This is a genomic window from Streptomyces sp. NBC_00075, assembly GCF_045041225.1.
In the GTDB taxonomy this organism is placed as follows: Bacteria; Actinomycetota; Actinomycetes; order Streptomycetales; family Streptomycetaceae; genus Streptomyces; species Streptomyces adonidis.
The window spans coordinates 8,231,431-8,257,289 of sequence record NZ_CP108243.1; the positions used below are offsets into that span (position 1 = coordinate 8,231,431).

Consider the following 25,859-nt stretch of genomic DNA (forward strand, 5'->3'; position numbering starts at 1 on the left):
TCGTCCGCCATGTCGATGGACTCCTCTTGCTTCTTCTACTTCACGACGGCGGCGGCGAGCTTCGACAGCGGCTCGGCGAGCGCGTTCACCGCGTCGGAGAGCTCCTTGCGCTGGGCGTCGGTGACCTTGTCGTACGAGGTGAAGTCGTACGAGGTCTTGTCCGCGCGGTACTTGTCGAGCAGCGTGTTCAGGGCGGCGAACTGCTTGTCCAGCTCCGTGACCAGCGCCGCGTCGTTCTCCTTCGCGACGGGCTTCAGCAGCTCGTACGCGTCCTGGGCGCCCTCGACGTTGGCCTTGAAGTCGACGAGGTCGGTGTGCGAGTAGCGCTCCTCCTCGCCGGTGACCTTGCCGGTGGCGACCTCGTCGAGGAGTTCCTTGGCGCCGTTGGCCATGGAGGTCGGGGTGATCTCCGCCTTGCCGACCCGCTTCTGCCAGTCGGTGAGGTCGGTGATCAGCTGGTCGGCGAGGGTCTTGTCCGCGTCGGTGATCTTCTTGTCCTGCCAGAGGGACTTCTCCAGCCGGTGCCAGCCCGTGAACTCCTGCCCGGCCTCCAGACCGTCGGCGCGGACGTCGACCTTGGGGTCGATGTCACCGAAGGACTCGGCGACCGGCTCGGTGCGCTCCCAGCCGATGCGCGAGGGCGCGTACGCCTTCTTCGCGGCCTCTATGTCGCCGGCCTTGACCGCCTTGGCGAAGACCTCGGCGAGCGGCACCGTGGCGTCGGCCTGCTCCTGCGCGTACTTGCGGTAGGCGGCGACGGCCGCGTCCAGCCGGGGGTCGCGCTTGGCGACCGTACCGCCGGTGGCCTTGACCGCCTGGCGGATGCCGTCGCCCTTCATACCGGGCTTGCAGGCGATCGTGTAGTCGCCGGCCTTCACCTCGGCGGTGACCTTCTGCTTGGTACCGGGCCCGATGTTCTCCCGCTCGGTGACGATCCGGTCGTCCGGGAACAGAACATAGACCTCGGTGACCTTGGAGCCCTTGTTCGCGATGTCCAGCTCGATGTGCCCGGCCGGGAACTCCTTCTTCGACACCTCGCACTTGTCGTCCGTCGCGGTGACGCTGATGACCCGGTCGCCGTCGCTCCCGGAGCTGCCCTTCTCCGTGCAGCCGGTGACGGCGGCCAGCGCAGCCGCGGTGGCGGCTGCGGTGACGACGGAGAGTCTGACGGCACGCATACGGGCTCCTGGGTGAAGGTGAGTGGCGAGAAATCGACGTGTCCGGGCTCACAGAAGTTTGGTGAGGCGGCCCTAACTTACCTAAGGCTTGCCTCAGTGATACCCGGACATTCGGTGATTCAGCTCTCACGGACGCCGTAAGGGCACGCTCCGATCACGGCAACTCAATCGCTCACTAAAGGGGACGTAAAGAGAGCACCATTCACAGGCAATGCACAGGTCAAGAATCCCGGACCGGCGAGATCAGGACAGCTCCGGTACGCGGATGCGGAAACACCTCGATGGCCTGCCGGTACACGTCCGACAGCAGCCGTTCCTCGAAGACCTCCTCGGGCGTCCCGTCGGCCACCACCCGCCCGGCGCTCAGGATCGCCACCCGGTGCGCGTAGGCCGCCGCGAGTCCCAGATCGTGCAGTACGACCACCACGGCGTCCCCGGCCCGCGCCCGCTCCCGGCACACCCGCAGCACCAGCTCCTGGTGCCGCAGGTCCAGCGCGGCGGTCGGCTCGTCGAGCAGCAGCAGCGGCGCCCGCTGGGCGAGCACCCGGGCCAGCGCGACCCGGGCCCGCTCACCCCCGCTCAGCGCGGAGAACGGCCGCACGGCGAACCCGGCCACCTCGGCGGCCCCCATCGCCTCACCCACGGCCACATCGTCCTCGTCCTCCCGCTCGGTCCCGGCCCAGGGCGCCCGCCCCATCCGAACGACCTCCTCAACGCTGAACGGAAAGGAGAGCGAGGCGGCTTGCGGCAACACGGCCCGCCGCAGCGCGAGTTCAGCGGCCGGCCACTCACCGGCGTCCCACCCATGAATCCGCACAACCCCGGCGGCGGCCGGCAGATCGCCGGCAATCGCCCCCAACAGCGTCGACTTCCCGGCCCCATTGGGCCCGACGAGCGCCAACACCTCACCGGCCCGGGCGATCACGTCGACACCCGAGAGAACCTCCCGCGAACCAAGGCGAACATGCAGCCCTTCGACTTCGGCGAGAACGTCCCCCGGCTCGGCGGGGGGCGGGGGAGTCGGGCGGGAGCGCAGGAGTCTCACGGCAAGCTTCCTAGAGATCGAGTTGGAAAGGGGCGGTACGGATCCCCACCTAGGGGCGCGGGGCTGTATCGATCTGCGTCCGCACGGACCCACCTAGGGGCGCGGGGCTGTATCGATGTGCGTCCGCACAGACCTACCTAGGGGCGCGGGGAACTGCGCGACAAGCCCCCACCGGCCGTCGGCCGACGAACAACCCCTCACGCCCACCCCCCTTGCCGCCGCCGAGTCCTCCGAAGCAACCAGAAGAAAAACGGACTACCAAGCAGCGCAGTCAACACACCCAGCGGCAACTCCGCCGGTGCAGCAACCGTCCGCGCCACCAGATCCGCGGCAAGCAGAACCACCGCCCCCGCCAGCGCAGCGCCCGGCACAAGAAACCGATGCCCAGGCCCCGCAGCCATCCGCAGCAAATGCGGAATCACCAGCCCGACAAACCCGATGATCCCCGAGACCCCCACCGCCGCCGCCGTCAACAACGCGATCACCAGGATCAGAACAACCCGCATCCGCTCCACATCCACCCCCAGATGCCGAGCAGGCCGCTCCCCAAGGGCCAGAAGATCCAGTCGACGCGTATAAAGAGGCGCGATCACCAGACCCACAACCGCGAACGGCAGCACCGCCAGCACCTTCGACCAGGTCGCCTGCGCAAGCGACCCCAGCTGCCAGAACGTGATCTGGTTGACCGCAGCCGTGTCCGCGAAGAACAGGAACAACCCGATCAACGCCCCCGCGAACGCGTTCACGGCGATCCCGGTGAGGATCAGCGTCACGACCTCCGTACGCCCCCCGGCGCGAGACATCGAATACACCAGCAACACCGTGCCGAGCCCCGTCGCGAACGCGACAGTCGGAATCGTCACCGTGCCAAGGAAGTTGAGGCCGAGCGAGATCGCCCCCACCGCACCGACCGCCGCCCCCGACGAGACGCCGATGATGCTCGGCTCGGCAAGCGGATTGCTGAACATCCCCTGCATCAACGCCCCCGCACACCCCAACGAGGCCCCCACGAGCAGCGCGAGCACGATACGAGGGAAACGGACGTTCCACAGAACAGACTCGGGGACACGCTCCAACTCGGCCCCACCGAGCCCGACTTTGTGCAGCACCGAGCCCAGCACATCACCCGTGGGGATCGGATACGCCCCGAGCCCGGCGGCGACCGGAACGAGCACGAGCAGCGCGACGACCAGCCCGACGGTCAGCAGCCAGGTGCCGCCCCGCACCCGACGTACGGGCGAGGCCTCCTCGGCGGCCTCGACCACCTTGTCCAGCAAGGTCATTGCGCATCTCCGTCGTTGTCGGCGTACAGCTGGGCCACGATCGACCTCAGCACCTGGTCCGTACGCGGCCCGTAGTTGAGGAGCACGCCGTCCTCGATCGACACGACCCGGCGCTCCATCCCGGCCGGGGTCTGCGCGACACCAGGGATCTCGATCATCCCGTCGATCCCGCCGACGGACTCAAGTCCCTTGGTCATGACGAGGATCGCGTCCGGCGCGGCCTGCGCCAGCGCCTCTGTCGTAATGGCCGTGAAGTCCTTCTCGAGCCCCGAGTCCGCGCCCGCGTCGATCGCCCCGGCGGCCTCAAGGAGCGAGGTCGCCCCGGAGTCCTTGCCGCCGATGAGATAGACGGAGGCGGAGCCACGCAGATAGAGGAAGGCGACGCGAGGCTTTTCGTCACCCTCCGCCGACTGCGGAATCCCCTTGCGTACGGCGGCGATCCGGTCCTCGGAGCGCTTCGTCAGCTCCTTCCCGGCGGTCGGTACGCCGAGCGCGTCGGCGATCGCCTGGATGCGCGGGCCGACATCGCCGAGGCCCTTCGCCGGGTCGATGACGAGGACCGGGACACCGGCGTCGCGGATCTGGCCGATCGCCTCCTCGGGGCCGGTGGTCGTCTCGGCGAGGACCAGGTCGGGCTTGAGGGAGAGCACGCTCTCGGCTGAGACGTCGTGGTTGCGGGTGACGATCGGCAGCTTCTCCGCCTGGGCGAAGGTGGCGGTGATGTCCCGGGCGACGACCCGGTCGCCGAGCCCGAGCGTGAACACGATCTCGCTGAGGCTGCCGGAGAGGGGCACGATCCGCTCGGCGGCCTCGACGGTCACCTTCGTCCCGTCGGACGACCGTACGGTCACGGGGAGTTGAGGTTCGGAAGGGTTCGTGAGGGGTTCCAGACGATCCGCGGCGGCGGCACTCGCGGCGGCCTCGGCCGTGCCGCCCCGTGGACTGTCCTGCCCCGAGCCCTGGGCGCCGGCGCAGCCGGTCGCCGTGAGGGCGAGCGCGGACAGTAGTGCTCCCGCCAATCGCGTGCGCAAGCGTCCCACGGTGCCATCCGTTTCTCTCGGATCGTCTCGGATCGTCTTGGATTCTCTCGGCCCTCTTACGTTTCCGCTGGCCAAAGCTTAGGTTAGCCTTACCTTCGCTCGCTACTGGCAGTCGAATCCCGTCGGATACCGGAGGACACCCCATGCCCGCGCGCCTACGTGCCCTGGTGACCGTGTTGTGCGCGGCCGTCCTGGGGGCCCTCCTCCCGGCCGGTGCCGCGCATGCCGCGAGCCGTACCGTGCAGGGCGGCAGGCTCGACTGGGGCATCAAGTCGTCCTTCCAGAGCTATGTCACCGGCCCGATAGCGAAGGGGAGTTTCTCCCTCACGGGCGGCGCGGCCACGGTCGGCGGCAGCCAGTTCCGCTTCCACTCGGCCACGGGTTCGTACGACGGCGACACGGGCGCCTTCCGTGCCGGCTTCTCCGGCGGGGTCCACTTCGTCGGCCACAAGAAGGCCGACGGGACCTACCAGCTCGACCTCACGATCAGCCGCCCCACCGTCCGGATCTCCGGCGGCTCCGGCACCCTCTACGTCGACGTCACCAGCAAGGCGAAGGACACCGGGACGGTCACGACGTCCTCGCAGGTGCCCTTCGCCTCCCTCTCCCTGGGCGGGATCGACATGCGGGGCGGCGGCAACGCGGTCACCCTCAACAACCTCCCCGCCAGCCTCACCGCCGAGGGCGCCAAGTCCTTCGCCGGGTACTACACGGCGGGCACCGCACTCGACCCGGTGAGCCTCTCGGCGGACGTCCGGGCGGCGGCCACCAAGCAGCCGACGGCGACTCCGACGACCAAGGCCCCCACCGCCACCCCCTCCAGGTCCACGGCCCCGAAGGCGACTTCGGGCGCGATCAAGGACGGGGCGGTCGACTGGGGGGTGCGCCGCACCTTCCGCGAGTACGTCACCGGCGACATCGCCAAGGGCAGGTGGACGCTGTCCTCCGGGGCCCAGGACGGCGGCGCGCTCTTCCGCTTCCCGAGCGGCAAGGGCACGTACAAGGACGGCGAACTGACCGCGACCTTCACCGGCGCGGTGCGCTTCACCGGCGAGAACGGCCTCGACCTGGCGCTGAGCGGACTGCGTACGGCGGTCGGCGCGAACGGCACGGGCGCGCTGTACGCGGACGTGGCGAGCCCGGACTTCAAGGGCGCCGACGTCCCGCTGATCACCTTCACCGCCGCCAAGCCGACGGCCAAGAACGGCCTGGTCGCTCTGACCGAGGCGCCCGCGAAGCTCACCGAGCGCGGTGCGAAGGCCTTCGGCGGGATGTACAAGGCGGGCACGGAGATGGACCCCGTCTCGCTCGCCGTCACCCTCACCGACGACGCCGAACTTCCCGCCCTGCCCGACCTGGGCAGCGCGGGCACCGGGACGGAGACGTCCGCGACACCGGAGGCGGCGGCCAAGTCCGCCGCACCGGACACGGAGAACGCCGCGAGCGACTCCGGCGCCGACTCCGGCGCCGACGATGGACCACCGCTCCTGCCCGTCGGCCTGGCGGCCGGCGCCCTGCTGCTGGCGGCCGTGGCCTTCGCGGTCGTCGTCCGCAGACGCAAGGCCCGCACGGCCACCGCCACCGCCGCCGACGCGCATGACGGGGCCTGAACCCCCTTACACCGTCCGCCGGTTGGCGGACCGTCCGCCTAGGAGAACCACCACCATGTCCGCCACCTCCTCCAGACGCCCCCTCGCTCTCGCCGCCGCCGTGGCCACGGCCGTCGCGCTCGGTGCCACCGCGCTCGCCACGACGGTCGCCTCCACCGCCTCGGCCGCCGAAGTCCCGCTCAGCGGCTACGAGTTGACCTGGGGCATCAAGCAGTCGTACCGCACCTACGTGACCGGAATGGCGGCCGGCACCTTCACCCCGGCGGACGGCGCCTCGCAGGCCGCGAACAACGGGGCCTTCACCTTCGCGGAGGGCACGGGGACCTACGACTCCACCGCCCACACCGTGAACCTCGGCTTCAAGGGCAGCCTGAAGATCGCCTCCACGCTGCACGGCTTCGAACTCACCCTGTCCGACGTCAAGTTCGACAGCAAGGCGGCGAAGATCACCGCCGACGTCACGAGGAGCGGCACCACCCAGGACGACGTCCCGCTCGCCGACGTCACGGTCACCCAGGCGATGACCGAGATGGCGACCAAGCTGACGGCGGAGGCGGCGACCGTCCTCGGCAGCTCCAGCTACAGCGGGGCGGCGGGCGACCCGCTGACGGTCGTACAGGGGACGCCGGAGTCCCCGAGCCCGTCGGCGTCCACGTCCCCGACCACGTCGACCTCGCCGTCCCCGACCCCGACTCCGTCGGGATCGACCTCTGCCTCTGCCTCGACCTCGGCATCCCCGTCGCCGTCGCAGAGCGAGTCGGAGTCCGCCTCGCCGTCGGCGTCCCCGTCGGACACCGACACCGCAGCCCCGGTGAGCGGTGACATCACCGACGGCACGCTGGGCTGGGGTGTGAAGCAGTCCTTCCGTACGTACGTCGTGGACGGCGTAGCCAAGGGTGCGATCACGACGTCCGACGGTGCGACCCAGGCCGCCGACAACGGTGTGTTCACGTTCGTCGACGGCTCGGGCGAGTACGACACCGACGCCGAGACCCTCTCCGCCGCCTTCGCGGGCGCCGTGAACTTCAAGGGCCACGAGGACAACGGCACGTACGGCCTCGACCTCACCCTCAGCGACCTCAGGGCGACGGTCGACAACGGCGCCGGCGAACTCACCGCCGACGTGGAGAGCCTCGGCGAGACCTCCGACGACGTGGTCCTGGCCGACCTGACGACGGACGCGACCGACCTCACGGCTGTGAACGATGTCATCACCCTGTCCGACGTGACAGCGAAGCTCACAGCGGCTGGTGCGAAGGCCTTCGGCGACTTCTACGAGACGGGCACGGAACTCGACCCGGTCGACCTGTCCGTGGCGGTCGCCGAGGGCGCCGAACTCCCGGGCGGCGACGGCGGATCGGACTCCACGGGCGGTACCTCTGGCTCGTCCGGCTCCACGGGCGGTTCCTCCGGTACGACGGGCTCGACAACCGGAGGTGTGACGGGCGGCGGCCTGGCGTCCACCGGCGCGGGTGTTCCGGTCGGTGCGCTGGGCACGGCCGCCGCGGTGACGGTGGCGGCGGGCGCGGGTGTGGTGCTTGCGGTGAGGCGTCGCCGTACGGAGGCGTGAGGACGTACGGGGGGCGCGTAGTTGGTGACTGCCGCCACCTGGGTGTTTGAATGCGCGCGTGACTGATTACGACGTACTCCGCGTCTTCTGCTCGCCCACCGGCGGATACGGCAACGAACTGGGCGTGGTCCGTGAGGGCTCCGTCATGCCGGAGCGGGACGAACGGCAGGCGTTCGCGGCGAAACTCGGGTTCAGCGAGACCGTGTTCGTCGATGACCCCGAGCGCGGGGTCATCGACATCTACACACCGACCCTGCGCCTGCCGTTCGCCGGTCACCCCTGCGTCGGTTCGGCCTGGCTGCTCGACGTGCCCGAACTGGTCACACCGGCCGGGCTGGTGGGGGCGCGGCTGGACGGGGAGTTCAGCTGGATCGAGGCGCGGGCGGAGTGGGTACCGGCGCGGACGCTGCGGCGGTACGGGTCGGCGGCGGAGGTGGACGCGCTGGCGGTGCCGCCGGTGGGGGAGTGGATCTACGCGTGGGCCTGGGAGGACGAGGCGGCGGGCCGGGTGCGGGCCCGTGGCTTCCCCGGCCGGGACGACGGGATCGAGGAGGACGAGGCGACGGGGGCGGCGGCGCTGCTCCTGACCCACGAACTGGGCCGGGCCCTGAACATCACCCAGGGCAAGGGCTCACAGATACTCACGGCACCCCAGCCGATGGGGTGGGTGGAGATCGGGGGACGGGTGTTCCTGGAGCGCTGATTTTTCCTCGCCCCCGCCGCCCCTACCCGTCCCATCCTTCTGGGGGCTGCGCCCCCAGACCCCCCTTTCGGCCTGAACGGCCTCGTCCTCAAACGCCGGACGGGCTGGAGGGCGGTGGCGGTAGTCGGGTGGGTGGGATGTCGCGCTGAACGCGCTCGTCCTCAATCGCCGGACGGGCTGGAGGGCGGTGGCGGTAGTCGGGTGGGTGGGATGTCGCGCTGAACGCGCTCGTCCTCAATCGCCGGACGGGCTGGAGGGTGCCGGCCGGCGCTTGATCTTTTCAGCCCGTCCGGCGTTTGAGGACAAAGAGGGGTCTGGGGGCGCAGCCCCCAGGGATGGGTATGGGTAGGGGCGGCGGGGGCGAAAACATCCTGGGGTGAGGGTCACGCGGACATGGGGAACTCTTCGCCCAACGCCCGGAAGACGCCCGTGTTCAGGGCGAATGCCTTCTTGCACTCCGCCACCATCCGCTGCCGCTCCAGCTCGTCCACCGTCGCACCCGCCCCGTCCAGCAGCTCGCGATACCCCCGCTTGAACGCCGCCGGATTCGCGATCTCCTCGAAGACGTAGAAGCGGACACCGTCCCCCTTGCGGGCGAAGCCCCACGTCTTCTCGGCCCGGTCGCGGATGATCTGGCCGCCGGAGAGGTCTCCGAGGTACCGGGTGTAGTGGTGGGCGATGTATCCGGCCGGCCACTCCCGGGCGCACTCGGCGACACGGTCCGCGTACGCCCGGGTCGCGGGCAGCGCGGTGAGCGTCGCACGCCAGTCGGGCCCGCGGAGGTGCGCGAGGTCCTTCTCCAGTGCCGGCAGCCGCATCAGCTCGGGCTGGATGAAGGGGCCCGCCACCGGATCGGACGCCAGCCGTCCGGCAGCCGCCTCCAGGGCCTCGTACACGAACCACAACTGCTCGGTGTAGCGCGCGTACGCGTCCACGCCGAGCCTGCCGCCGAGCATGTCGCTCATGAACGTCGAGGTCTCCGCCTCCACATGCTGCTCGTGCGACGCGGTGCGGATGACTGTCGAAAAGGAGTCCATGAGGCCTATCCTCTGAGGTAAGGCTAACCTAAGTCAATACCTTTACCGACTGGCTGTCGGTAAAAGCGTACCCAGAAAACCGGCCAGCCCGCCCTCAAGGAGAAGGCGGGCTGTTTGTCCGGTATGTCGACGGTGTGCGGGTCAGGGCAGCGTGAGGATCTCCGCACCCGAGTCCGTCACCACGAGCGTGTGCTCGAACTGGGCCGTGCGCTTGCGGTCCTTGGTGACGACCGTCCAGCCGTCGTCCCACATGTCGTAGTCGTGCGTCCCCAGCGTCAGCATCGGCTCGATGGTGAAGGTCATCCCGGGCTGGATGAGGGTCGTGGCGTGGGGGCTGTCGTAGTGGGGGACGATCAGACCGGAGTGGAACGAGGAATTGATGCCGTGGCCTGTGAAGTCCCGGACGACTCCGTAGCCGAAACGCTTGGCGTACGACTCGATGACCCGGCCGATGATGTTGATCTGCCGGCCCGGCCTGACCGCCTTGATCGCCCGGTCCAGGGACTCCCGGGTGCGCTCGACGAGCAGCCTGCTCTCCTCGTCCACGTCCCCGACCAGGTACGTCGCGTTGTTGTCGCCGTGCACCCCGCCGATGTACGCCGTCACGTCGAGGTTGACGATGTCGCCGTCCCGCAGCACCGTCGAGTCCGGGATGCCGTGGCAGATGACCTCGTTGACGGACGTGCACAGCGACTTGGGGAAGCCGCGGTAGCCGAGGGTGGACGGGTAGGCCCCGTGGTCGCACATGTAGTCGTGCGCCACCCGGTCCAGCTCGTCGGTGGTCACCCCGGGCGCGATGAGCTTCGCGGCCTCCGCCATCGCCCGCGCGGCGATCCGCCCGGCGATCCGCATCGCCTCGATCGTCTCGGGCGTCTGCACCTCCGCCCCGGTGTACGGGGTCGGCGCGGGCTTCCCGACGTACTCGGGACGACGGATGTTTCCGGGCACGGAACGGATGGGGGACAGGTCCCCTGGTACGAGCAGCGACTGGCCAGACATGACAGTGAGTTTAACGAGCCCGGGTGGGGGACGATGAACGTGGCGAAAGGAGCCGGAATCATGGCCCTGTTCAAGAAGCGCACGGTCGGTAAACCGGGCGAGTGGTACTACTGCCTGGAGCACAAGAAGGTCGAAGAGGGGCCGGACTGTCCGGGCAAGGACCGGTTCGGGCCTTACGCCACTCGTGCGGAGGCCGAGCACGCGATGGAGACCGCTCGCGAGCGGAATCTTGAGTGGGAGAACGATCCCAAGTGGCACGATGCGGCGGCGCGCGGCGGGGACGAGGACTGAGGGCGGTTGTTGTCTGCGGGTGCGTTGTGGCTGGTCGCGCAGTTCCCCGCGCCCCTAGGGGGTTGCGCCCAGGCGTGTTGTCTTCTCCCGCTGCTCCCGCAGGCGTATCGCGTGTTCGTTCGTGCGGACGTCGTAGCGCATCAGGGCCGGTAGGCACAGGGCCAGTGCGCCCACGCCCGCCGCGCAGGCCAGGCCGCCCGACCACACCGACGCGCGCACCCCGCGCCAGGCGGCCACGCTGCCTGCCCTGACCTGGCCCAGCTGGGGGCCGACCGAGTAGGAGAGCAGTTCGATGCCGGCGAGGCGGCCGCGCAGCTCGTCCGGGATGGTCTGGTTCCACATCGCGCCTCGGAAGATCCCGCTGATCATGTCGAAGCAGCCGGCCAGGAGGAGGAACAGCAGCACCACCCATACGTTGGCGACGGTCCCGGACGCGGCGATCGCCAGGCCCCAGCCCGCCGCCCCGAGCACCACCATCCGCCCGTGCCGGTGCACCCGCGAGGTCCAGCCGCTGGTGACGCTCACCAGCAGGGAACCGGCCGGGATCGCCGCGTACATCAGGCCCAGCGACCACTCGGCGTTCAACTCGTCCGCCAGGAACGGGAGGACGGCGAGCGGCATCGCCAGGAACATCGCGGCCAGGTCGATGGCGTACGTCCCGAGGAGTTCCTTGCGGTTCCACGCGTAGCGGGCGCCCTCCGCGATCGACCGGAGGGAGGGTTTCGCGGCCTCGTGCGAGGCGGGGGAGGCGGCCAGCCCCACGACGAACAGCAGGGACACGGCGAAGGTCACGACATCGACGGCGTACGCCCAGCCGAGCCCCGCGTACGCCACGACCACGCCCGCGAGCGCCGGGCCCGCGACCCCGCCGACCGTCCAGCGGAGGGAGTTGAGCGCCGCCGCGGCCGGCAGCTGCTCATGGGCCACGATCCTCGGCATGAGTGAATCCAGCGCGGGCCGCTGCACCGAACCGAGCGCCGAGGTGAGCGCCGCGACGACGTACAGCGGCCAGATGAGGGGGTCGGGCAGTAGTGCGTTGACGAGCAGTACGGCGCACAGCAGGCCCTGACCCGCCTCCGTCCACAGGATCAGCTTCCGTTTGTCCGCCGCGTCGGCCAGCGCCCCGCCGTACAGCCCGAACACGATCAGCGGGATCAGCTCCACGGCCCCGATCGCCCCGACCGCGGCGGCCGACCCGGTCAGCTCCTTCATCTGCACCGGCAGCGCGACGAAGGTCAGAAAGCTCCCGAAGTTGGTGATCAGCCCCGACAGCCAGAGCTTCCGGAAGTCGGGGGAGGCCCGCCAGGGGGAGAGGTCGGGGAGGAGGGCACGGAGCGCTGAGGTCACGTGGGGTCATGCTGTGGGGTGGGGGAGGGAGGGGCAACAGGTTTATTCGGGAAGGGTTTCTCCGATCTTCGGGAAGAGTGTCTCTACCAGCGGTTCTCTACCAGCGGTGTCCCTACCAGCGGGACGGTGGCGGTGCCGTCAGGACGTCCGCCAGCCTCGACAGCCGGTCACGGAACCGGCGCCGCCCTCGGACCACCGGCACCGAGTTCTCCCCGACCGCCGCGCTGACCAGGTGCTGCACCGTGTCCAGGTCCAGTTCCAGCCCCTCCGGCACCGCCAGCGACTCATGCGCCAGGGACACCAGCTCCCCCTCGCCCGACCCCAGCACCAGCACCTTCACACCACTGCGCCGAGCGTCGAGAACCCGCTCCAGCAGGCCGCCGTCCACCCCCTCCGGCGCCACCATCAGCAATGTCTCACCCCGGCGGGCCGCCTCGATCCGCCCGAGCCCGTCCGACCGTACGAGCGTCGGGGCCAGCTCGGGCGTCCCCGACCACGCGGCCTCGTCCACGAGATGGGCCGCCAGGTGCCACGGCTCGTACGCCGGCGTGCCCGCCAACAGCAGTCCGCCCCCGTACGACACCACGGACCCCCGTAACGCCCCCGAGAACCTCCGCGTGGCCCCCAACCACTCGGTTCCCGCGAGCACTTCGCGCAGCAGCGCGACCCGTACGGCGTCCATGACCGCGCATCCTGCCGCAACGGACAAGTCGGGACGCTCAATTCACAGTCTTTTCGCCCAACCTGGGTAAGGACACGAATCACTGCCCTCACCACGCACTCATCTACCACGTAGGCACCTGCTTACCGACTCACCGCCCCACCGAGGAGCCGCACATGACCGTCGAGACGAGCATCCCCTTCTGGTCCGGCCAGGAGGGCTACGCCAGTTACCGCATCCCGGCCGTCGTCGTCACCCACTCCGGCACCGTGCTCGCCTTCTGCGAGGGCCGGGTCGACTCCGCGTCGGACCACGGTCACATCGACATCGTGCTGAAGCGGTCCACGGACGGCGGCCGCACCTGGGGCCCGCTCACGGTCGCCGCCAACAACGGCGTCCATCTCGCGGGCAACCCCGCCCCCGTCGTCCTCGACACCGGCCGCATCCTCCTCGTGTACGTCCGCGCCTCGGGCACGGTCACCGAGAAGGACATCCTGCTCGGCAACGTCTCGGCCGCCGACGGCCGCCGTATCTGGGTCCGCCACAGCGACGACGACGGCGTCAGCTGGTCCTCCTCCGTGGAGATCACCGACCAGGTCAAGCACGCGGACTGGCGCTGGTACGCCACCACCCCCGGCCACGCCATCCAGCTGAGCAGCGGCCGGGTCGTCGTCGCCGCCAACCACACGGTTCCGCCCACCGGCGACGACCTGGGCAACGAGGCCAAGTACAACAGCGGCCACTGTCTGCTCAGCGACGACCGCGGCGCGACCTGGTCCATCGGGTACCTCGACGAGAACACCAACGGGTACATCAACGTCAACGAGACCACCGCCGCCGAACTCCCGGACGGCCGCGTCTACTTCAACACCCGCAACGACTCCCCGTCGCCCGGCAACCGCGCCGACGCGCACTCCACGGACGGCGGCCGGACCCTCGTCAAGCCCTTCCGTCCGCAGGCCGGCCTGTCCGCCCCCGTCTGCCAGGGCAGCGTGCTCCAGTTCCGCGACCCCGACCTGCTCCTCTTCTCCGGGCCCGCCGATCCCGCCGCCCGCGCCCTGATGACCATCCGCGTCTCCACCGACGGCGGCACCACCTGGCGCCCGGTGCACACGGTGAACGGCCTGCCTGCCGCCTACTCCGACCTCGTCCGGATCGACGCCGACACCGTCGGGCTCCTCTTCGAGACCGGCGACTTCGGCCCGTACGAGAGGATCCCCTTCCGGCGGGTGCCCGTGACCCAGCTCACCTGACCCCATGGGCGCCCGGGCACGGACGTAAAGTCGGCCCATGACCTCTACCGACAGTGCACAGACCCCTGCCCAGGCCCCCGCGAAGGCTCCTGCCAAGGACCCCTGGGACCTTCCCGACGTATCCGGGCTCGTCGTCGGCGTGCTCGGCGGGACCGGGCCGCAGGGCAAGGGCCTCGCCTACCGGCTCGCCAGGGCCGGCCAGAAGGTGATCATCGGGTCGCGCGCCGCCGACCGTGCCCAGGCCGCCGCCGACGAACTCGGCCACGGGGTCGAGGGCGCCGACAACGCCGAGACCGCGCGCCGCAGCGACATCGTGATCGTCGCCGTGCCCTGGGACGGACACGGCAAGACCCTCGAATCGTTGCGCGAGGAACTGGCCGGCAAGCTCGTCGTGGACTGTGTGAACCCGCTCGGCTTCGACAAGAAGGGCGCGTACGCGCTGAAGCCGGAGGAGGGCAGCGCCGCCGAACAGGCCGCCGCCCTGCTGCCGGACTCCCGGGTCACGGCCGCCTTCCACCACCTGTCGGCCGTACTGCTCCAGGACCCGGAGATCGCGGAGATCGACACCGATGTGATGGTCCTCGGCGAGGAGCGCGCGGACGTGGAGATCGTGCAGGCGCTCGCCGGCCGTATCCCCGGCATGCGCGGGGTCTTCTCGGGCCGACTGCGCAACGCCCACCAGGTCGAGTCGCTGGTCGCCAACCTGATCTCGGTGAACCGCCGCTACAAGGCCCACGCGGGCCTGCGCGTCACCGACATCTGAGCGGATGGGGGACACTGGACGGGTTTCCGTTTCCGGCAGTGTCCCCCCGACCGGTGTCCCCGACAGGAGAGCAGTCCACATGCCCCGCCTCGCCCTCTACGCCCTGGCCGTCTGCCTGCTCGCCGTGGCCGCCGCCGTCGTGTCCTTCGTCCAGGGCAACCTGCTGGGGATCGTGTGGGTACTGCTGGCCGGCCTGTCGTCCAACATGTGCTGGTACTACGTCCGGCGCGGCAAACAGACCCACGGATAAACCGAAGCCGGAGGAGTTTCACCGCTTCGGAGGAAGCTGCCGGGCTTTCCATGGAGATGCCGGTCGGCCGGTCATACCGTCCTTCGGGTAGACGGATCGCCGCGATCCTCACCGTGTCCGGCAAGGAGTACCGCACACCGATGACCGTGGACAGCAGCCCGGAAGTCCAGGCCGTACCGGCAGTGCCGCAGCAGGCCCTCGGCACCGCAGCCGCCCGCAACCTCGCCACCACCACCAAGTCCGCCCCGCAGATGCAGGAGATCACCTCCCGCTGGTTGCTGCGGATGCTCCCCTGGGTCGAGACCAAGGGCGGCGCCTACCGGGTCAACCGGCGGCTCAGGCACACCGTCGGCGACGGGCGCATCGAGTTCGTCCAGGACGGCGCCACGGTCCGGGTGATCCCCCGCGAACTCGGTGAACTGGCCCTGCTGCGGGGCTTCGACGACGTGGACGTCCTGACCGTCCTCGCCGAACGCTGTGTGCAGCGCGACTTCACCGCCGGTGAGATCCTTGTCGAGCGCGGCAGCCCGGCGGACCGGATCCACCTGATCGCCCACGGCCGCGTCAGCCAGTCCGGCGAGGGCCCGTACGGTGGGGCGATCGCCATCGCGGTACTCGCGGACGGCGACCGCTTCGGCGAGAACGCCCTGCTGGACCCCGACGCCCGCCACGACTGCACGGTCACCGCCGAGACCTCCGGCACCCTCCTCACGCTCTCCCGCGCCGACTTCGCCGCCGTACGGGAGACCGCGCCCGGCCTTCACGCCCACATCGAGGCGTTCGGCTCCGCCGCACGGCAGCCGCAGAACAAACACGGCGAGGCCGCGATCGCCCTGTCGGCCGGTCACACCGGCGAGGTCGACCTGCCGGCCACCTTCGTCGACTACGAGCTGAAGCCGCGCGAGTACGAACTCTCCGTCGCCCAGACCGTCCTGAGGATCCACACGCGGGTCGCCGACCTCTACAACGGGCCGATGAACCAGTCCGAGGAGCAACTCCGGCTCACCATCGAGGCGTTGCGTGAGCGGCAGGAACACGAGCTGATCAACAACCCCGAGTTCGGGCTGCTCCACAACGCCGACTTCAAGCAGCGCATCCAGACGCACTCCGGCCCGCCGACCCCGGACGACATGGACGACCTGCTCTGCCGCCGCCGCGGCACCAAGCTCTTCCTCGCCCACCCGAGGACGATCGCCGCGATCGGACGCGGCTTCAACGCCTACGGCCTCTACCCGGACCACGTCGACCTCGGCGGGCAGTCGGTCCCGGCCTGGCGCGGGGTCCCGATCCTGCCCTGCAACAAGATCCCGATCAGCAGGGAACAGACCAGCTCCATCATCGCGATGCGCACGGGCGAGGAGAACCAGGGCGTCATCGGCCTGCGGCAGACAGACCTGCCGGACGAGGTCGAGCCGGGCCTCTCCGCGCGATTCATGGGCATCAACGAGCAGGCCGTCGTCTCCTATCTCGTCAGTACGTACTACTCCGCCGCGGTCCTCCTGCCCGACGCGCTCGGAGTGCTGGAGAACGTGCAGATCGCCCGCACGCGGGACTGACGGCGCGCCGCGTCGCACAGGTCGACGCCCCCGCTCGTCCCACCACAGCAAGGAGCAACAGATGCCCGACACCGGGCCCCTCGGACGACCCATGCCCGAGCGGCGGCCGGGGCCGTCCACCACCACGCCGGTCCTGCCCGCCAAGCCTCCCGAACCCGTCGTCCCCCCGGTCCTGGGCGGGCCGACCGGTCTGGGGACGGCCTCGCTGTCCCTGGCCCGTGCACCGCGTCCACCGGCCGCACCTCCACCTCCCGCACTTTCACCTCCCGTACCTCCACCTCCCGTACCCGTCGTCGAGCGGCGGGTCCTGGGCGGGCCGACCGGTCTGGGGACGGCCTCCCTGTCCCTGGCCCGCACACCCGACCCGGTGCTCCCCGCTCCCGCGCCACCCGCCGAGGGCAAGGCCGTGCCCGGCCTGTACCACCACTCCGTCCCCGAGCCCGACCCGGTGCGCGTCGAGGAGGTGAGCCGCCGGATCAAACGCTGGGCCGAGGACGAGGTCCAGCTCTACCCCGAGGAGTGGGAAGGCCAGTTCGACGGCTTCTCCGTCGGGCGGTACATGGTCGGCTGCCACCCCGACGCCCCCACCGTGGATCATCTGATGATCGCCACCCGGCTGATGGTCGCGGAGAACGCCGTCGACGACTGCTACTGCGAGGACCACGGCGGTTCACCCGTCGGTCTCGGCGGCCGTCTCCTGCTCGCGCACACCGCGCTCGACCCGCTCCACACCACCCCGGAGTACGCGCCGGAGTGGCAGACGTCGCTCGGCTCGGATCCGCCGCGGCGCGCCTATCGCAGCGCCATGGACCACTTCGTCCGCGCGGCCACACCCTCCCAGGCCGACCGCTTCCGGCACGACATGGCCCGGCTGCACATGGGGTATCTCGCCGAGGCGGCCTGGGCCGAGACCGACTATGTCCCGGAGGTGTGGGAGTACCTGGCGATGCGCCAGTTCAACAACTTCCGCCCCTGCCCCACCATCACCGACACCGTCGGAGGCTACGAACTCCCGGCGGACCTGCACGCACAGCCGGAGACGCAGCGGGTCATCGCGCTGGCCGGCAACGCGACCACCATCGTCAACGACCTGTACTCCTACACCAAGGAACTGGCCAGTCCCGGCCGGCACCTGAACCTGCCCGTGGTGATCGCGGAACGCGAACGGCTCTCCGAGCGCGACGCGTATCTCAAGGCGGTCGAGGTCCACAACGACCTGATGCACGCCTTCGAGGCGGCAGCGGCCGACCTCGCCGCGACCTGCCCCCTGCCCGTCATGGCGCGCTTTCTCAAGGGTGTGGCCGCCTGGGTCGACGGCAACCACGACTGGCACCGCACCAACACCTACCGCTACACCCTGCCCGACTTCTGGTAATCGAACGGACGAACGGAAGCCTCTGTGACCACGGATATCACCCCTGCCCTCTCCACGATGATCCCGGCCCCGGCGACCCCCTATCAGGGGGACATCGCCCGGTACTGGAACAGCGAGGCGAGGCCGGTGAACCTGCGCCTCGGTGACGTGGACGGTCTCTACCACCATCACTACGGCATCGGCGCCGTCGACCACACCGCGCTCGGCGACCCGGAGGACAGTGAGTACGAGAAGAGGCTGATCGCCGAGCTGCACCGGCTGGAGTCCGCCCAGGCCGAGGTTCTCCTGGACCACCTGGGCCCCGTCACGGCCGACGACACCCTCGTCGACGCCGGGTGCGGTCGCGGCGGCTCCATGGTCATGGCCCACCAGCGCTTCGGCTGCAAGGTCGAGGGTGTCACGCTCTCCGCCACACAGGCCGAGTTCGGCAACGGGCGGGCACGGGAGCTGCGGATCCAGGACCACGTCCGCTCGCGCGTGTGCAACATGCTCGACACGCCCTTCGAGAAGGGTGCCGTCACCGCCTCGTGGAACAACGAGTCGACCATGTACGTCGACCTGCACGACCTGTTCGCCGAGCACTCCCGCTTCCTCAAGGTGGGCGGCCGGTACGTGACCATCACCGGCTGCTGGAACCCCCGTTACGGCCAGCCGTCGAAGTGGGTCTCGCAGATCAACGCCCACTTCGAGTGCAACATCCACTCCCGTCGTGAGTACCTGCGGGCCATGGCCGACAACCGGCTCGTGCCGCAGACCGTGATCGACCTGACTCCCGACACCCTGCCGTACTGGGAACTGCGGGCCACGTCCTCGCTGGTCACCGGGATCGAGGAGGCGTTCATCGAGTCCTACCGGGACGGTTCCTTCCAGTACGTGCTGATCGCGGCCGACCGCGTCTGAACGGACACTCGCGGACGCCTGGGGACGAAGCCCCGTCCACCCCGAGGGGAGTGGCCGGGGCTTCGACGTTTCCGCAGATCTCCGCAGGTCAGGGCGTGCAGCCGATGTTCGTGCCATTGTCCCGGAGGAAGCTGAACACAGAGTTGTACAAGTACTGACCGCAGTACGTGTCGAACTGGTCGATCCCCAGACCGCGCAGCACCGAGTCGATCACGTCGAAGAACACGCTGTTCACCTCCGGGACCCACAGCACCGCGAACACGAACAGCAGCCCGAACGGCGCGAACGGCTCCACCTGGCGCTTGACCTTGTACGACAGCCAGGGCTCGATGACCCCGTAGCCGTCGAGCCCTGGTACGGGAAGGAAGTTCAGGATCGCGGCGGTCACCTGGAGGAGAGCCAGGAAGGCGAGCGCGAACCGGAACTCCGCCGGCACCCCGTCCAGCGCGTCCAGCCAGAACGGCGCCGTGCACACCACCGCGAACAGAACGTTGGTCAGCGGCCCCGCGGCCGAGATCAGACTGTGCTTCCACCGGCCGTGAATGCGCCCGCGCTCGATGAAGACGGCGCCACCGGGCAGCCCGATCCCGCCCATGATCACGAAGATCACCGGCAGGACGATGCTGAGCAGGGCGTGCGTGTACTTGAGCGGGTTGAGGGTGAGGTAGCCCTTCTCGCCGACCGAGATGTCACCGCTGTGCAGGGCGGTGCGCGCGTGTGCGTACTCGTGCAGACAGAGCGAGACGATCCACGCGGCCGTCACGAACAGGAACACGGCGACACCGGGCTGCTCGGCGAACCCGGTCCAGGTCGCCCAGCCCGTGACCGCCGTGACGGCCAGAATCCCGACGAAGACCGGGCTGATCCGCCGGTCGCTGCTGCGGGTGGTGGCGGTGGTCATGGGGCGGGGCTCCTGGGTGACGTGGTGGAAGCAACGGGTTGTCCGGCCGGGACGACGGTACCGGTGGTCTGGGAGGAACGTCCCACCGAGGGCCGGAGGTTCCTGCGTGAGCAGGAGGTTCCTGGAGGTTCCCGGAGATCCTGGACTTGTCCCTGTTCATGGCCCCGTAAACCCGGGCGCGCCGGGCGACTGTCCCCGGTGACAATGGACCCGTGCGCTACCGCATCCTCGGCACCACCCAGGCACTCCGTCCCGACGGCACCTCCGTCCCGGTCGGCGGAGCACGGCTGCGCGCCCTGCTGACCGTGTTCGCGCTGCGGCCCGGCCGGACCGTGGCCGCGGGGGTCCTGGTGGAGGAGGTCTGGAACGGGGACGCGCCCGCCGACGCGCCGGGTGCGCTCCAGGCACTGGTCGGCCGGCTGCGCCGTGTGCTCGGCCCGGACGCGATCGCCTCCGCCGAGGGCGGCTACCGGCTGTGCGCCGCGCCGGACGACGTCGACCTGCACCGGTTCGGGCGGCTGGCCGACGAGGGCAAGCGCGCGCTGGCCGACGGCGACCCCGCCAAGGCCGCCGTCGTCCTCGACGACGCCCTCGCCCTGTGGCACGGCCCCGCCCTCGCCGACCTCCCCGACCGCACCGCCGAGGCCGCCCGCTGGGAGACCCGCCGTCTGGACACCCGCCGCGCCCGCCTCACCGCCGCCCTGGCCCTGGGCGCCGCGGAACAGTCCCTCCCCGAACTGACCGCCCTGTGCGACAGCCACCCCTTGGACGAGCCCCTCCAGGCCCTCCGCCTACGCGCCCTCCGAGACACCGGCCGCCCAGCCCAGGCCCTGGCCGCCTACGAGGACGTACGCACCCTCCTGGCAGACCGCCTCGGCGCAGACCCGGGCCCCGAACTGCGGTCCCTGCATGCAGAGTTGCTGAGACCGGACGACATATCGCGCGGCCCCGGTGCGCGTGGCGCGGCTGGCCTTGACATGCATGGCCCGGCTGGCCCTGGCAAGCACGGTTCGCGTGGCGCGGGCGGTCCATCCGGCGCTGGTACGCGTGGCCCGGCCGGCTCCGGTGTGGATCGCTCGGGGGGTCCCGGGGGGCATCGCTCGGCCGGCCCCGGCCCTGACGGCACAGGCGAGGCCTCCGCCTCATCCGACGCCTCTGGCTCGGGTGCGGGCTCCCCGCCGGGCGGCTCCGGCGGGGGCACCGTGTACATCGGTGACGACGGGGTCTCCGCCCCGTTCAGCCCGGGCACGCCCCCTGCGCCGGGTGGGTCGGAGGCGCACGCTTTCTCCGCCGGACCGGGGGCTCCGGCCCGCCAGGGAGAGGACTCCGTACCGGGCGGCCCGCGCCACCCGGACCACACTGCCGCCGGGGCCGCCGGGCCGGTGGTGGCCTCCGGCACGGCGGACCGTGTCGAGGCTCAGGCCGCGTCGGCCCCGCAGCCCTGGCCCGCCACCCCTCAACCCTTGCCCCCGGGCAACCTCCGGGCCCGCCTCACCTCCTTCGTCGGGCGGGAGGCCGACATCGAGGCCATCCGGGGTGACCTCGCCGCCGCCCGGCTCGTGACGCTGCTCGGGCCCGGCGGGGCGGGCAAGACGCGGTTGTCGCAGGAGGCCGCCGAGGCCGTGCGGGACGCGGCACGGGACGGTGGGCGGGCTCGGGCCGCGGACGGGGTGTGGCTGGCCGAACTCGCTCCCGTCGTCGACCCGGACGCCGTACCGGAGGCCGTGCTCACCGCCGTCGGCGCACGCGAGACCGTCCTGCGCGGGGCCGGCGCCGAGGAGTTGCGCGTCGCCTCCGCGGACCGGCACGACGACCCCCTCGTACGGCTCGTCGAGCACTGTGCGAACCGGCGCATGCTGATCCTCCTCGACAACTGCGAGCACGTCGTCGACGCCGCCGCGCGGCTCGTCGCGGAGCTGCTGGTGCGCTGCCCGGGAGTCACCGTGCTCGCCACCAGTCGTGAACCCCTGGGCGTACCTGGGGAGTTGGTACGTCCCGTCGAACCGCTGCCCGAGCCCGTCGCCCTACGGCTGCTCGCCGACCGAGGGGCCGCCGCCCGGCCCGGGTTCCGCGTCGAGGACGATCCGGAGGCCGCCGCCGAGATCTGCCGGCGGCTCGACGGGCTGCCGCTCGCCATCGAACTGGCCGCTGCCCGGCTGCGGATGCTGTCGCTGCGGCAGATCGCCGACCGCCTCGACGACCGGTTCCGGCTGCTGATCTCCGGCAGCCGTACCGTCCTGCCCCGCCAGCAGACCCTGCGGGCCGTCGTCGACTGGTCCTGGGACCTGCTCGACGAGGACGAACGGGACGTCCTGCGGCGGCTGTCCGTCTTCGCGGGCGGCTGCGACCTCGCCGCCGCCGAGGCCGTGTGCGGTCCCGTCGCCCTCGAAGCGCTCGGCTCGCTCGTCGACAAGTCCCTTGTCGTGGCCGCCCCTTCGGGCGAGAGCGGCGCGATGCGGTATCGGCTCCTGGAGACCGTCGCGGAGTACGCCGGTACGCGCCTCGACGAGTCCGGCGACCGGCCCGAGGTCGAGCGCGCGCACCTCACGTACTACCGCGAACTCGCCCGCACCACCGACTCGTTGCTGCGCGGCTCCGGCCAGCGCGCCGCCCTCGACGTGTTCCAGGAGGAGAGCGAGAACATCCGCGCCGCCCTCCGGCACGCCGTCGTCACCCGCGACGAACAGGAGGCGCTCTGCCTCGTCCTGTCGATCGCCTGGTACTGGCAGATGCGCGATCTGCGGCTGGCCGCCCGCAACTGGTCCCGCGAGGTCATGAACCTCGGCCCCGACCCCTTCGCCCTCCCGGTCCGCCCGGCACCGCCCCTCCAGGAGCGCTGCACGGACACCCCGCCCCCCTGGCGCGACGACGTGCTCGAAGAAGCCCGGCGCGGCGTCCACCTCGTCCATCTCGCCTGTATGGACATGGAGTTGGATGCCTGGCAGACACCCGAGGCCAAACAGAAACTGGACGCCATCACCCGCGTCTACGAACCCGGCGCCCCCCAGACCTGCCGCTACCCCGGCCTCCTCTGGTTCTACGCGGTCATGCTCACCCGCGACATGGAGCGGCTGCGGGTCATCGTCGACGAGTCCGTGCGCACCTGCCGCGACGCGGCACCCGGATTCGAGTGGGAACTCGCCGCCTGTCTCCAGATGCGCGCCAACATCCTCGCCAACCGCAGCGACTGGGCCGGCGACGCCACCCGTGACGCCGACGAGGCCCTGGAGATCTTCCGCCGCCTCGGCGACGACTGGGGCGCCGCCGAGGCGCTCTCCGCGCGCGGTGAGGCCCACGAGAAGAAGGCCGCGTACGACAGCGCCGCCACCGACTTCGCCGACGCGATGGAACTGGCCGAACAACTAGGCGCCCGCTCCCAGAGGACCGTGCTCGCCGCCCGTCTCGGCAACGTGTTCCTGGAGGCCGGCCGGACCGACGAGGGCGAACGACTGCTGCGCCAGGTGATCAAGGAAGCGGAGGGGATGGTCAACGAGGCCCTGCCCGCCGCCCGGCTCTTCCTCACGGCGCTGCTCGGCATCACCGACCGGGTCCCCGAGGCACGTGAGCAGATCCGGCTGCTGCGCCAGGAGTTCAGAGCCGCCTCGTTCGTCATCTTCGACGCGTTCATCCTCGGCTCGGAGGCCTGGCTCGACGTGGTGGAGGGACGGCACGAGGAGTCCCTCGCCAAGACGAGGGAGGCGCTGGCCCGGGCCGACGACGCGCTGTCCCGCAACATCGCCCCCCAGCTCCAGACCTCCTTCCTGACCACCGGCGCCGTGGCCCTCGCCGGTCTCGACGGAGGCAGCCACGCCCGCGACGCCGCCCGCTGCCTGGGCGCCGCCGACGCCCTGCTGCCGCCCGGCCACCTCCCCGGGCACATGGAGCGCGAGGTCCGCGCCCGCGCCGTCCGCGCGGTCCGCGACCTGCTCACCGACGAGGAGTACGAGGCCGCGTACGAGGAGGGCGGCCGACTCTCCGCGGAGGAGGCGACCGCCCTCGTCTGACACCGGCTCCCTCAGCTCTTCGTACGGAACTTGTGGATCGCGACCGGTGCCATCACCGCCGTGATCGCCACCGACCAGCCGATCGTCACCCACAGGTCGTGCGCCACCGGGCCGCCCACCATCAGTCCGCGCGCCGCGTCCGCGAGCGTGGACAGCGGGTTGTAGTCGGTGAACGCCTGGAGCCAGCCCGGCATCGACTGCGTCGGCGCGAAGATCGACGAACCGAACTGCAACGGGAACAGCACCAGGAACCCCATCGCCTGCACGGACTGCGCGTTCTTGAGGACCACGCCCAGGGTGAGGAACACCCACATGATCGACGAGGCGAACAGCGTGGACAGACCCACGGCCGCGAACAGTCCAGGCCAGTGATTGATGTCGAAGCCGACCAGGACCGCCACGATCATCAGCACGGTGGTCGCGAACAACATCCGGATCAGCTCGACCGAGATCTTCGCGAACAGCACCGAGCCGCGCCCGATCGGCAGGGACCGGAAGCGGTCCATGACACCGGAGTTGAAGTCCTGGCTGAACCCGGTTCCGACGCCCTGGGACAGCGTCATGCTCATCATCGCGATCATGCCGGGGATCACGTACTGCACATACCCGTCCTGCCCGCCGCCCGTGGCCTGCCCGATCGAGCCGCCGAAGACGAACACGAACAGCAGGGTGAAGACGATCGGCATCAGCAGCGCGTCGAACATGGACTCCGGGTCCTGCCGTATCCACAGCAGGTTGCGGCGGACGAGGGCGCCGGTGTGCCGCAGATGGGCGCGCAGCGGAATACGCCCGTCGGCCTTGATGCGGCTGTCCAGGTCTATCTCATTGACGGTCGCGGTCGCGGCGCTCATACGGCGACCTCCTCTCGGGTGTCGGCAGGCGCGGCGTCGTCGTCCAGCGGGGCACCGGCACGGTGGCCGGTGAGGGACAGGAACACCTCGTCCAGGCTGGGCAGTTCGGTGCTGATCGAGGAGATGGTGATACCGCGTGCGACGACCGCGCCGGTGATGGCGGTCAGCTGCTCGTCGCTCAGGATCGGCACCAGGACGCTGCCGCTCGCGCTGTCCACGGCGGTGGTGGCGAGGCCGGTGATGCCGAGGTCGTCGAGGTCGCGGGCGAGCGGGCGCAGTTGCAGCGGATCGGCGGGCCGGATCCGCAGGGTACGGCCGCCGACCTTCGCCTTCAGCTCGTCGATGGCACCGCCGGCGACGACCTTCCCCCGGTCGATGACGGCCAGCTCGGAGGCGAGCTGCTCGGCCTCCTCCATGTACTGGGTGGTGAGCAGTACGGTCACCCCGTCGCCGACCATGCGCTTGACCTCGGCCCAGACCTCGTTGCGGGTCCGGGGGTCGAGCCCGGTGGTGGGTTCGTCGAGGAACAGGACGACAGGCCGGCCGATCATGGAGGCGGCGAGATCGAGCCGCCGCCGCATACCGCCGGAATAGGTGCTCGCGGGCCGCTTGGCGGCATCGGTGAGCGAGAACCGCTCCAGCAGTTCGTCGGCCCGGGTACGGGCGTCCTTGCGGGACAAGTCGAGCAGCCGCCCGATCATGTACAGGTTCTCCCAGCCCGGGAGCTTCTCGTCCACGGAGGCGTACTGGCCGGTGAGTCCGATGACCCGCCGCAGCTGCCGGGGCTGGCGCAGGACGTCGTACCCGGCGACGGTGGCGTGGCCCGAGGTCGGCTGTAGCAGGGTGGACAGAATTCGTACGAGGGTGGTCTTGCCGGCGCCGTTGGGCCCGAGCACACCGAGCACGGTGCCTTCCCGGACGTCCAGGTCGACGCCGTCCAGCGCCTTGGTCTCGCCGTAGTGCTTGACCAGCCCCCGCACGGAAACGGCACGTTCGGCCCCGTCGGCGGGGTGATTGTCGATTCGCGTCATGCCCTCAACCTGACACCCCCCACCGACAAACCACCTACAGACCACCGACAAGCGAATCTCGCCCCCGCCGCCCCTACCCGTTCCCATCCGCGGGGGCTCCGCCCCCGAACCCCCGCTCCTCAAACGCCGGAGGGGCTGACTAGTAGCCCGTCCGGCGTTTGAGGACAAAGGGGGGTCTGGGGGCGCAGCCCCCAGGGATGGGACGGGTAGG

General features: G+C 70.5%; 22 protein-coding genes. 11 read left to right on the top strand and 11 right to left on the bottom strand.

Features of this window, described 5'->3' with window-relative positions:
* Positions 1 to 35: 35 nt before the first annotated feature.
* The 4 genes from efeO to OG787_RS36080 form a co-directional block, all read right to left on the bottom strand.
* Positions 36 to 1,178, bottom strand: coding sequence for an iron uptake system protein EfeO (gene efeO, locus OG787_RS36065; RefSeq protein WP_369030805.1), 1,143 nt, complete (start codon positions 1,176 to 1,178; stop codon positions 36 to 38).
* Between the two features lie 220 nt (positions 1,179 to 1,398).
* Complete coding sequence (locus OG787_RS36070) at positions 1,399 to 2,223, bottom strand: heme ABC transporter ATP-binding protein (protein WP_405538041.1); 825 nt, start codon at positions 2,221 to 2,223, stop codon at positions 1,399 to 1,401.
* 197 nt (positions 2,224 to 2,420) lie between these two features.
* Entirely contained in the window at positions 2,421 to 3,506 is a 1,086-nt protein-coding gene (locus OG787_RS36075) for a FecCD family ABC transporter permease (protein ID WP_405538042.1), read from the bottom strand.
* The gene (locus tag OG787_RS36080) at positions 3,503 to 4,546 is read right to left on the bottom strand and encodes a hemin ABC transporter substrate-binding protein (protein ID WP_405538043.1); all 1,044 of its coding nucleotides are present in this window, start codon (positions 4,544 to 4,546) and stop codon (positions 3,503 to 3,505) included. Before OG787_RS36080 ends, OG787_RS36075 begins: the two co-directional genes overlap by 4 nt.
* Positions 4,547 to 4,689: 143 nt before the next feature.
* Here OG787_RS36080 and OG787_RS36085 point away from each other — a divergent pair, with 143 nt between their 5' ends.
* The 3 genes from OG787_RS36085 to OG787_RS36095 are packed head-to-tail and all read left to right on the top strand — an operon-like array spanning position 4,690 to position 8,429.
* Positions 4,690 to 6,156 carry an HtaA domain-containing protein gene (locus tag OG787_RS36085; RefSeq protein ID WP_405538044.1) on the top strand — a complete coding sequence of 489 codons (1,467 nt, stop codon included), beginning with the start codon at positions 4,690 to 4,692 and terminating at the stop codon, positions 6,154 to 6,156.
* A 55-nt stretch (positions 6,157 to 6,211) separates the two neighbouring features.
* A complete protein-coding gene (locus OG787_RS36090) occupies positions 6,212 to 7,726 on the top strand; it encodes an HtaA domain-containing protein (RefSeq protein WP_369030810.1) in 1,515 nt (504 codons plus the stop codon).
* 58 nt (positions 7,727 to 7,784) lie between these two features.
* Entirely contained in the window at positions 7,785 to 8,429 is a 645-nt protein-coding gene (locus OG787_RS36095; protein WP_369030811.1) for a PhzF family phenazine biosynthesis protein, read from the top strand.
* Between the two features lie 383 nt (positions 8,430 to 8,812).
* Here OG787_RS36095 and OG787_RS36100 read toward each other — a convergent pair whose 3' ends face one another.
* Both OG787_RS36100 and map read right to left on the bottom strand, forming a co-directional pair.
* Positions 8,813 to 9,466 (bottom strand): heme oxygenase (biliverdin-producing), encoded by a 654-nt coding sequence (locus OG787_RS36100; RefSeq protein WP_369030812.1) that lies wholly within the window; start codon positions 9,464 to 9,466, stop codon positions 8,813 to 8,815.
* A 141-nt stretch (positions 9,467 to 9,607) separates the two neighbouring features.
* A complete protein-coding gene (gene map / locus OG787_RS36105) occupies positions 9,608 to 10,465 on the bottom strand; it encodes a type I methionyl aminopeptidase (RefSeq protein WP_369030813.1) in 858 nt (285 codons plus the stop codon).
* A 60-nt stretch (positions 10,466 to 10,525) separates the two neighbouring features.
* On the opposite strand from map, the gene OG787_RS36110 reads away from it, so the two are divergent.
* Positions 10,526 to 10,756 (top strand): hypothetical protein, encoded by a 231-nt coding sequence (locus tag OG787_RS36110; RefSeq protein ID WP_369030814.1) that lies wholly within the window; start codon positions 10,526 to 10,528, stop codon positions 10,754 to 10,756.
* 54 nt (positions 10,757 to 10,810) lie between these two features.
* On the opposite strand, the gene OG787_RS36115 is transcribed toward OG787_RS36110, so the two are convergent.
* Together OG787_RS36115 and OG787_RS36120 are read right to left on the bottom strand one after the other, a co-directional pair.
* Positions 10,811 to 12,103, bottom strand: coding sequence for an MFS transporter (locus tag OG787_RS36115; protein ID WP_369030815.1), 1,293 nt, complete (start codon positions 12,101 to 12,103; stop codon positions 10,811 to 10,813).
* 112 nt (positions 12,104 to 12,215) lie between these two features.
* Positions 12,216 to 12,785 carry a hypothetical protein gene (locus OG787_RS36120; protein ID WP_405538047.1) on the bottom strand — a complete coding sequence of 190 codons (570 nt, stop codon included), beginning with the start codon at positions 12,783 to 12,785 and terminating at the stop codon, positions 12,216 to 12,218.
* Between the two features lie 155 nt (positions 12,786 to 12,940).
* Here OG787_RS36120 and OG787_RS36125 point away from each other — a divergent pair, with 155 nt between their 5' ends.
* The 6 genes from OG787_RS36125 to OG787_RS36150 all read left to right on the top strand — a co-directional run bounded on the left by OG787_RS36125 (position 12,941) and on the right by OG787_RS36150 (position 18,861).
* Entirely contained in the window at positions 12,941 to 14,017 is a 1,077-nt protein-coding gene (locus OG787_RS36125) for an exo-alpha-sialidase (protein ID WP_405538049.1), read from the top strand.
* A 37-nt stretch (positions 14,018 to 14,054) separates the two neighbouring features.
* A complete protein-coding gene (npdG, locus tag OG787_RS36130) occupies positions 14,055 to 14,780 on the top strand; it encodes an NADPH-dependent F420 reductase (protein WP_405538051.1) in 726 nt (241 codons plus the stop codon).
* Between the two features lie 4 nt (positions 14,781 to 14,784).
* Entirely contained in the window at positions 14,785 to 15,030 is a 246-nt protein-coding gene (locus OG787_RS36135; RefSeq protein ID WP_235479640.1) for a hypothetical protein, read from the top strand.
* 140 nt (positions 15,031 to 15,170) lie between these two features.
* Positions 15,171 to 16,586, top strand: a complete 1,416-nt coding sequence (locus OG787_RS36140) for a family 2B encapsulin nanocompartment shell protein (RefSeq protein ID WP_369030819.1) — start codon at positions 15,171 to 15,173, stop codon at positions 16,584 to 16,586.
* A 61-nt stretch (positions 16,587 to 16,647) separates the two neighbouring features.
* Positions 16,648 to 17,961, top strand: coding sequence for a family 2 encapsulin nanocompartment cargo protein terpene cyclase (locus tag OG787_RS36145; protein WP_405538052.1), 1,314 nt, complete (start codon positions 16,648 to 16,650; stop codon positions 17,959 to 17,961).
* A 57-nt stretch (positions 17,962 to 18,018) separates the two neighbouring features.
* The gene (locus OG787_RS36150) at positions 18,019 to 18,861 is read left to right on the top strand and encodes a geranyl diphosphate 2-C-methyltransferase (RefSeq protein ID WP_405540691.1); all 843 of its coding nucleotides are present in this window, start codon (positions 18,019 to 18,021) and stop codon (positions 18,859 to 18,861) included.
* 88 nt (positions 18,862 to 18,949) lie between these two features.
* On the opposite strand, the gene OG787_RS36155 is transcribed toward OG787_RS36150, so the two are convergent.
* Complete coding sequence (locus tag OG787_RS36155; protein WP_369030822.1) at positions 18,950 to 19,762, bottom strand: site-2 protease family protein; 813 nt, start codon at positions 19,760 to 19,762, stop codon at positions 18,950 to 18,952.
* Positions 19,763 to 19,974: 212 nt separating this feature from the next.
* On the opposite strand from OG787_RS36155, the gene OG787_RS36160 reads away from it, so the two are divergent.
* Positions 19,975 to 23,766 (top strand): AfsR/SARP family transcriptional regulator, encoded by a 3,792-nt coding sequence (locus tag OG787_RS36160; RefSeq protein ID WP_405538055.1) that lies wholly within the window; start codon positions 19,975 to 19,977, stop codon positions 23,764 to 23,766.
* A gap of 11 nt (positions 23,767 to 23,777) precedes the next feature.
* Here the strand turns inward: OG787_RS36160 and OG787_RS36165 are convergent, their stop codons facing one another.
* Together OG787_RS36165 and OG787_RS36170 are read right to left on the bottom strand one after the other, a co-directional pair.
* The gene (locus OG787_RS36165) at positions 23,778 to 24,617 is read right to left on the bottom strand and encodes an ABC transporter permease (protein WP_369030824.1); all 840 of its coding nucleotides are present in this window, start codon (positions 24,615 to 24,617) and stop codon (positions 23,778 to 23,780) included.
* Positions 24,614 to 25,648, bottom strand: a complete 1,035-nt coding sequence (locus tag OG787_RS36170) for an ATP-binding cassette domain-containing protein (RefSeq protein WP_369030825.1) — start codon at positions 25,646 to 25,648, stop codon at positions 24,614 to 24,616. The genes OG787_RS36165 and OG787_RS36170 overlap by 4 nt, the downstream gene beginning before the upstream one ends.
* Positions 25,649 to 25,859: the final 211 nt, after the last annotated feature.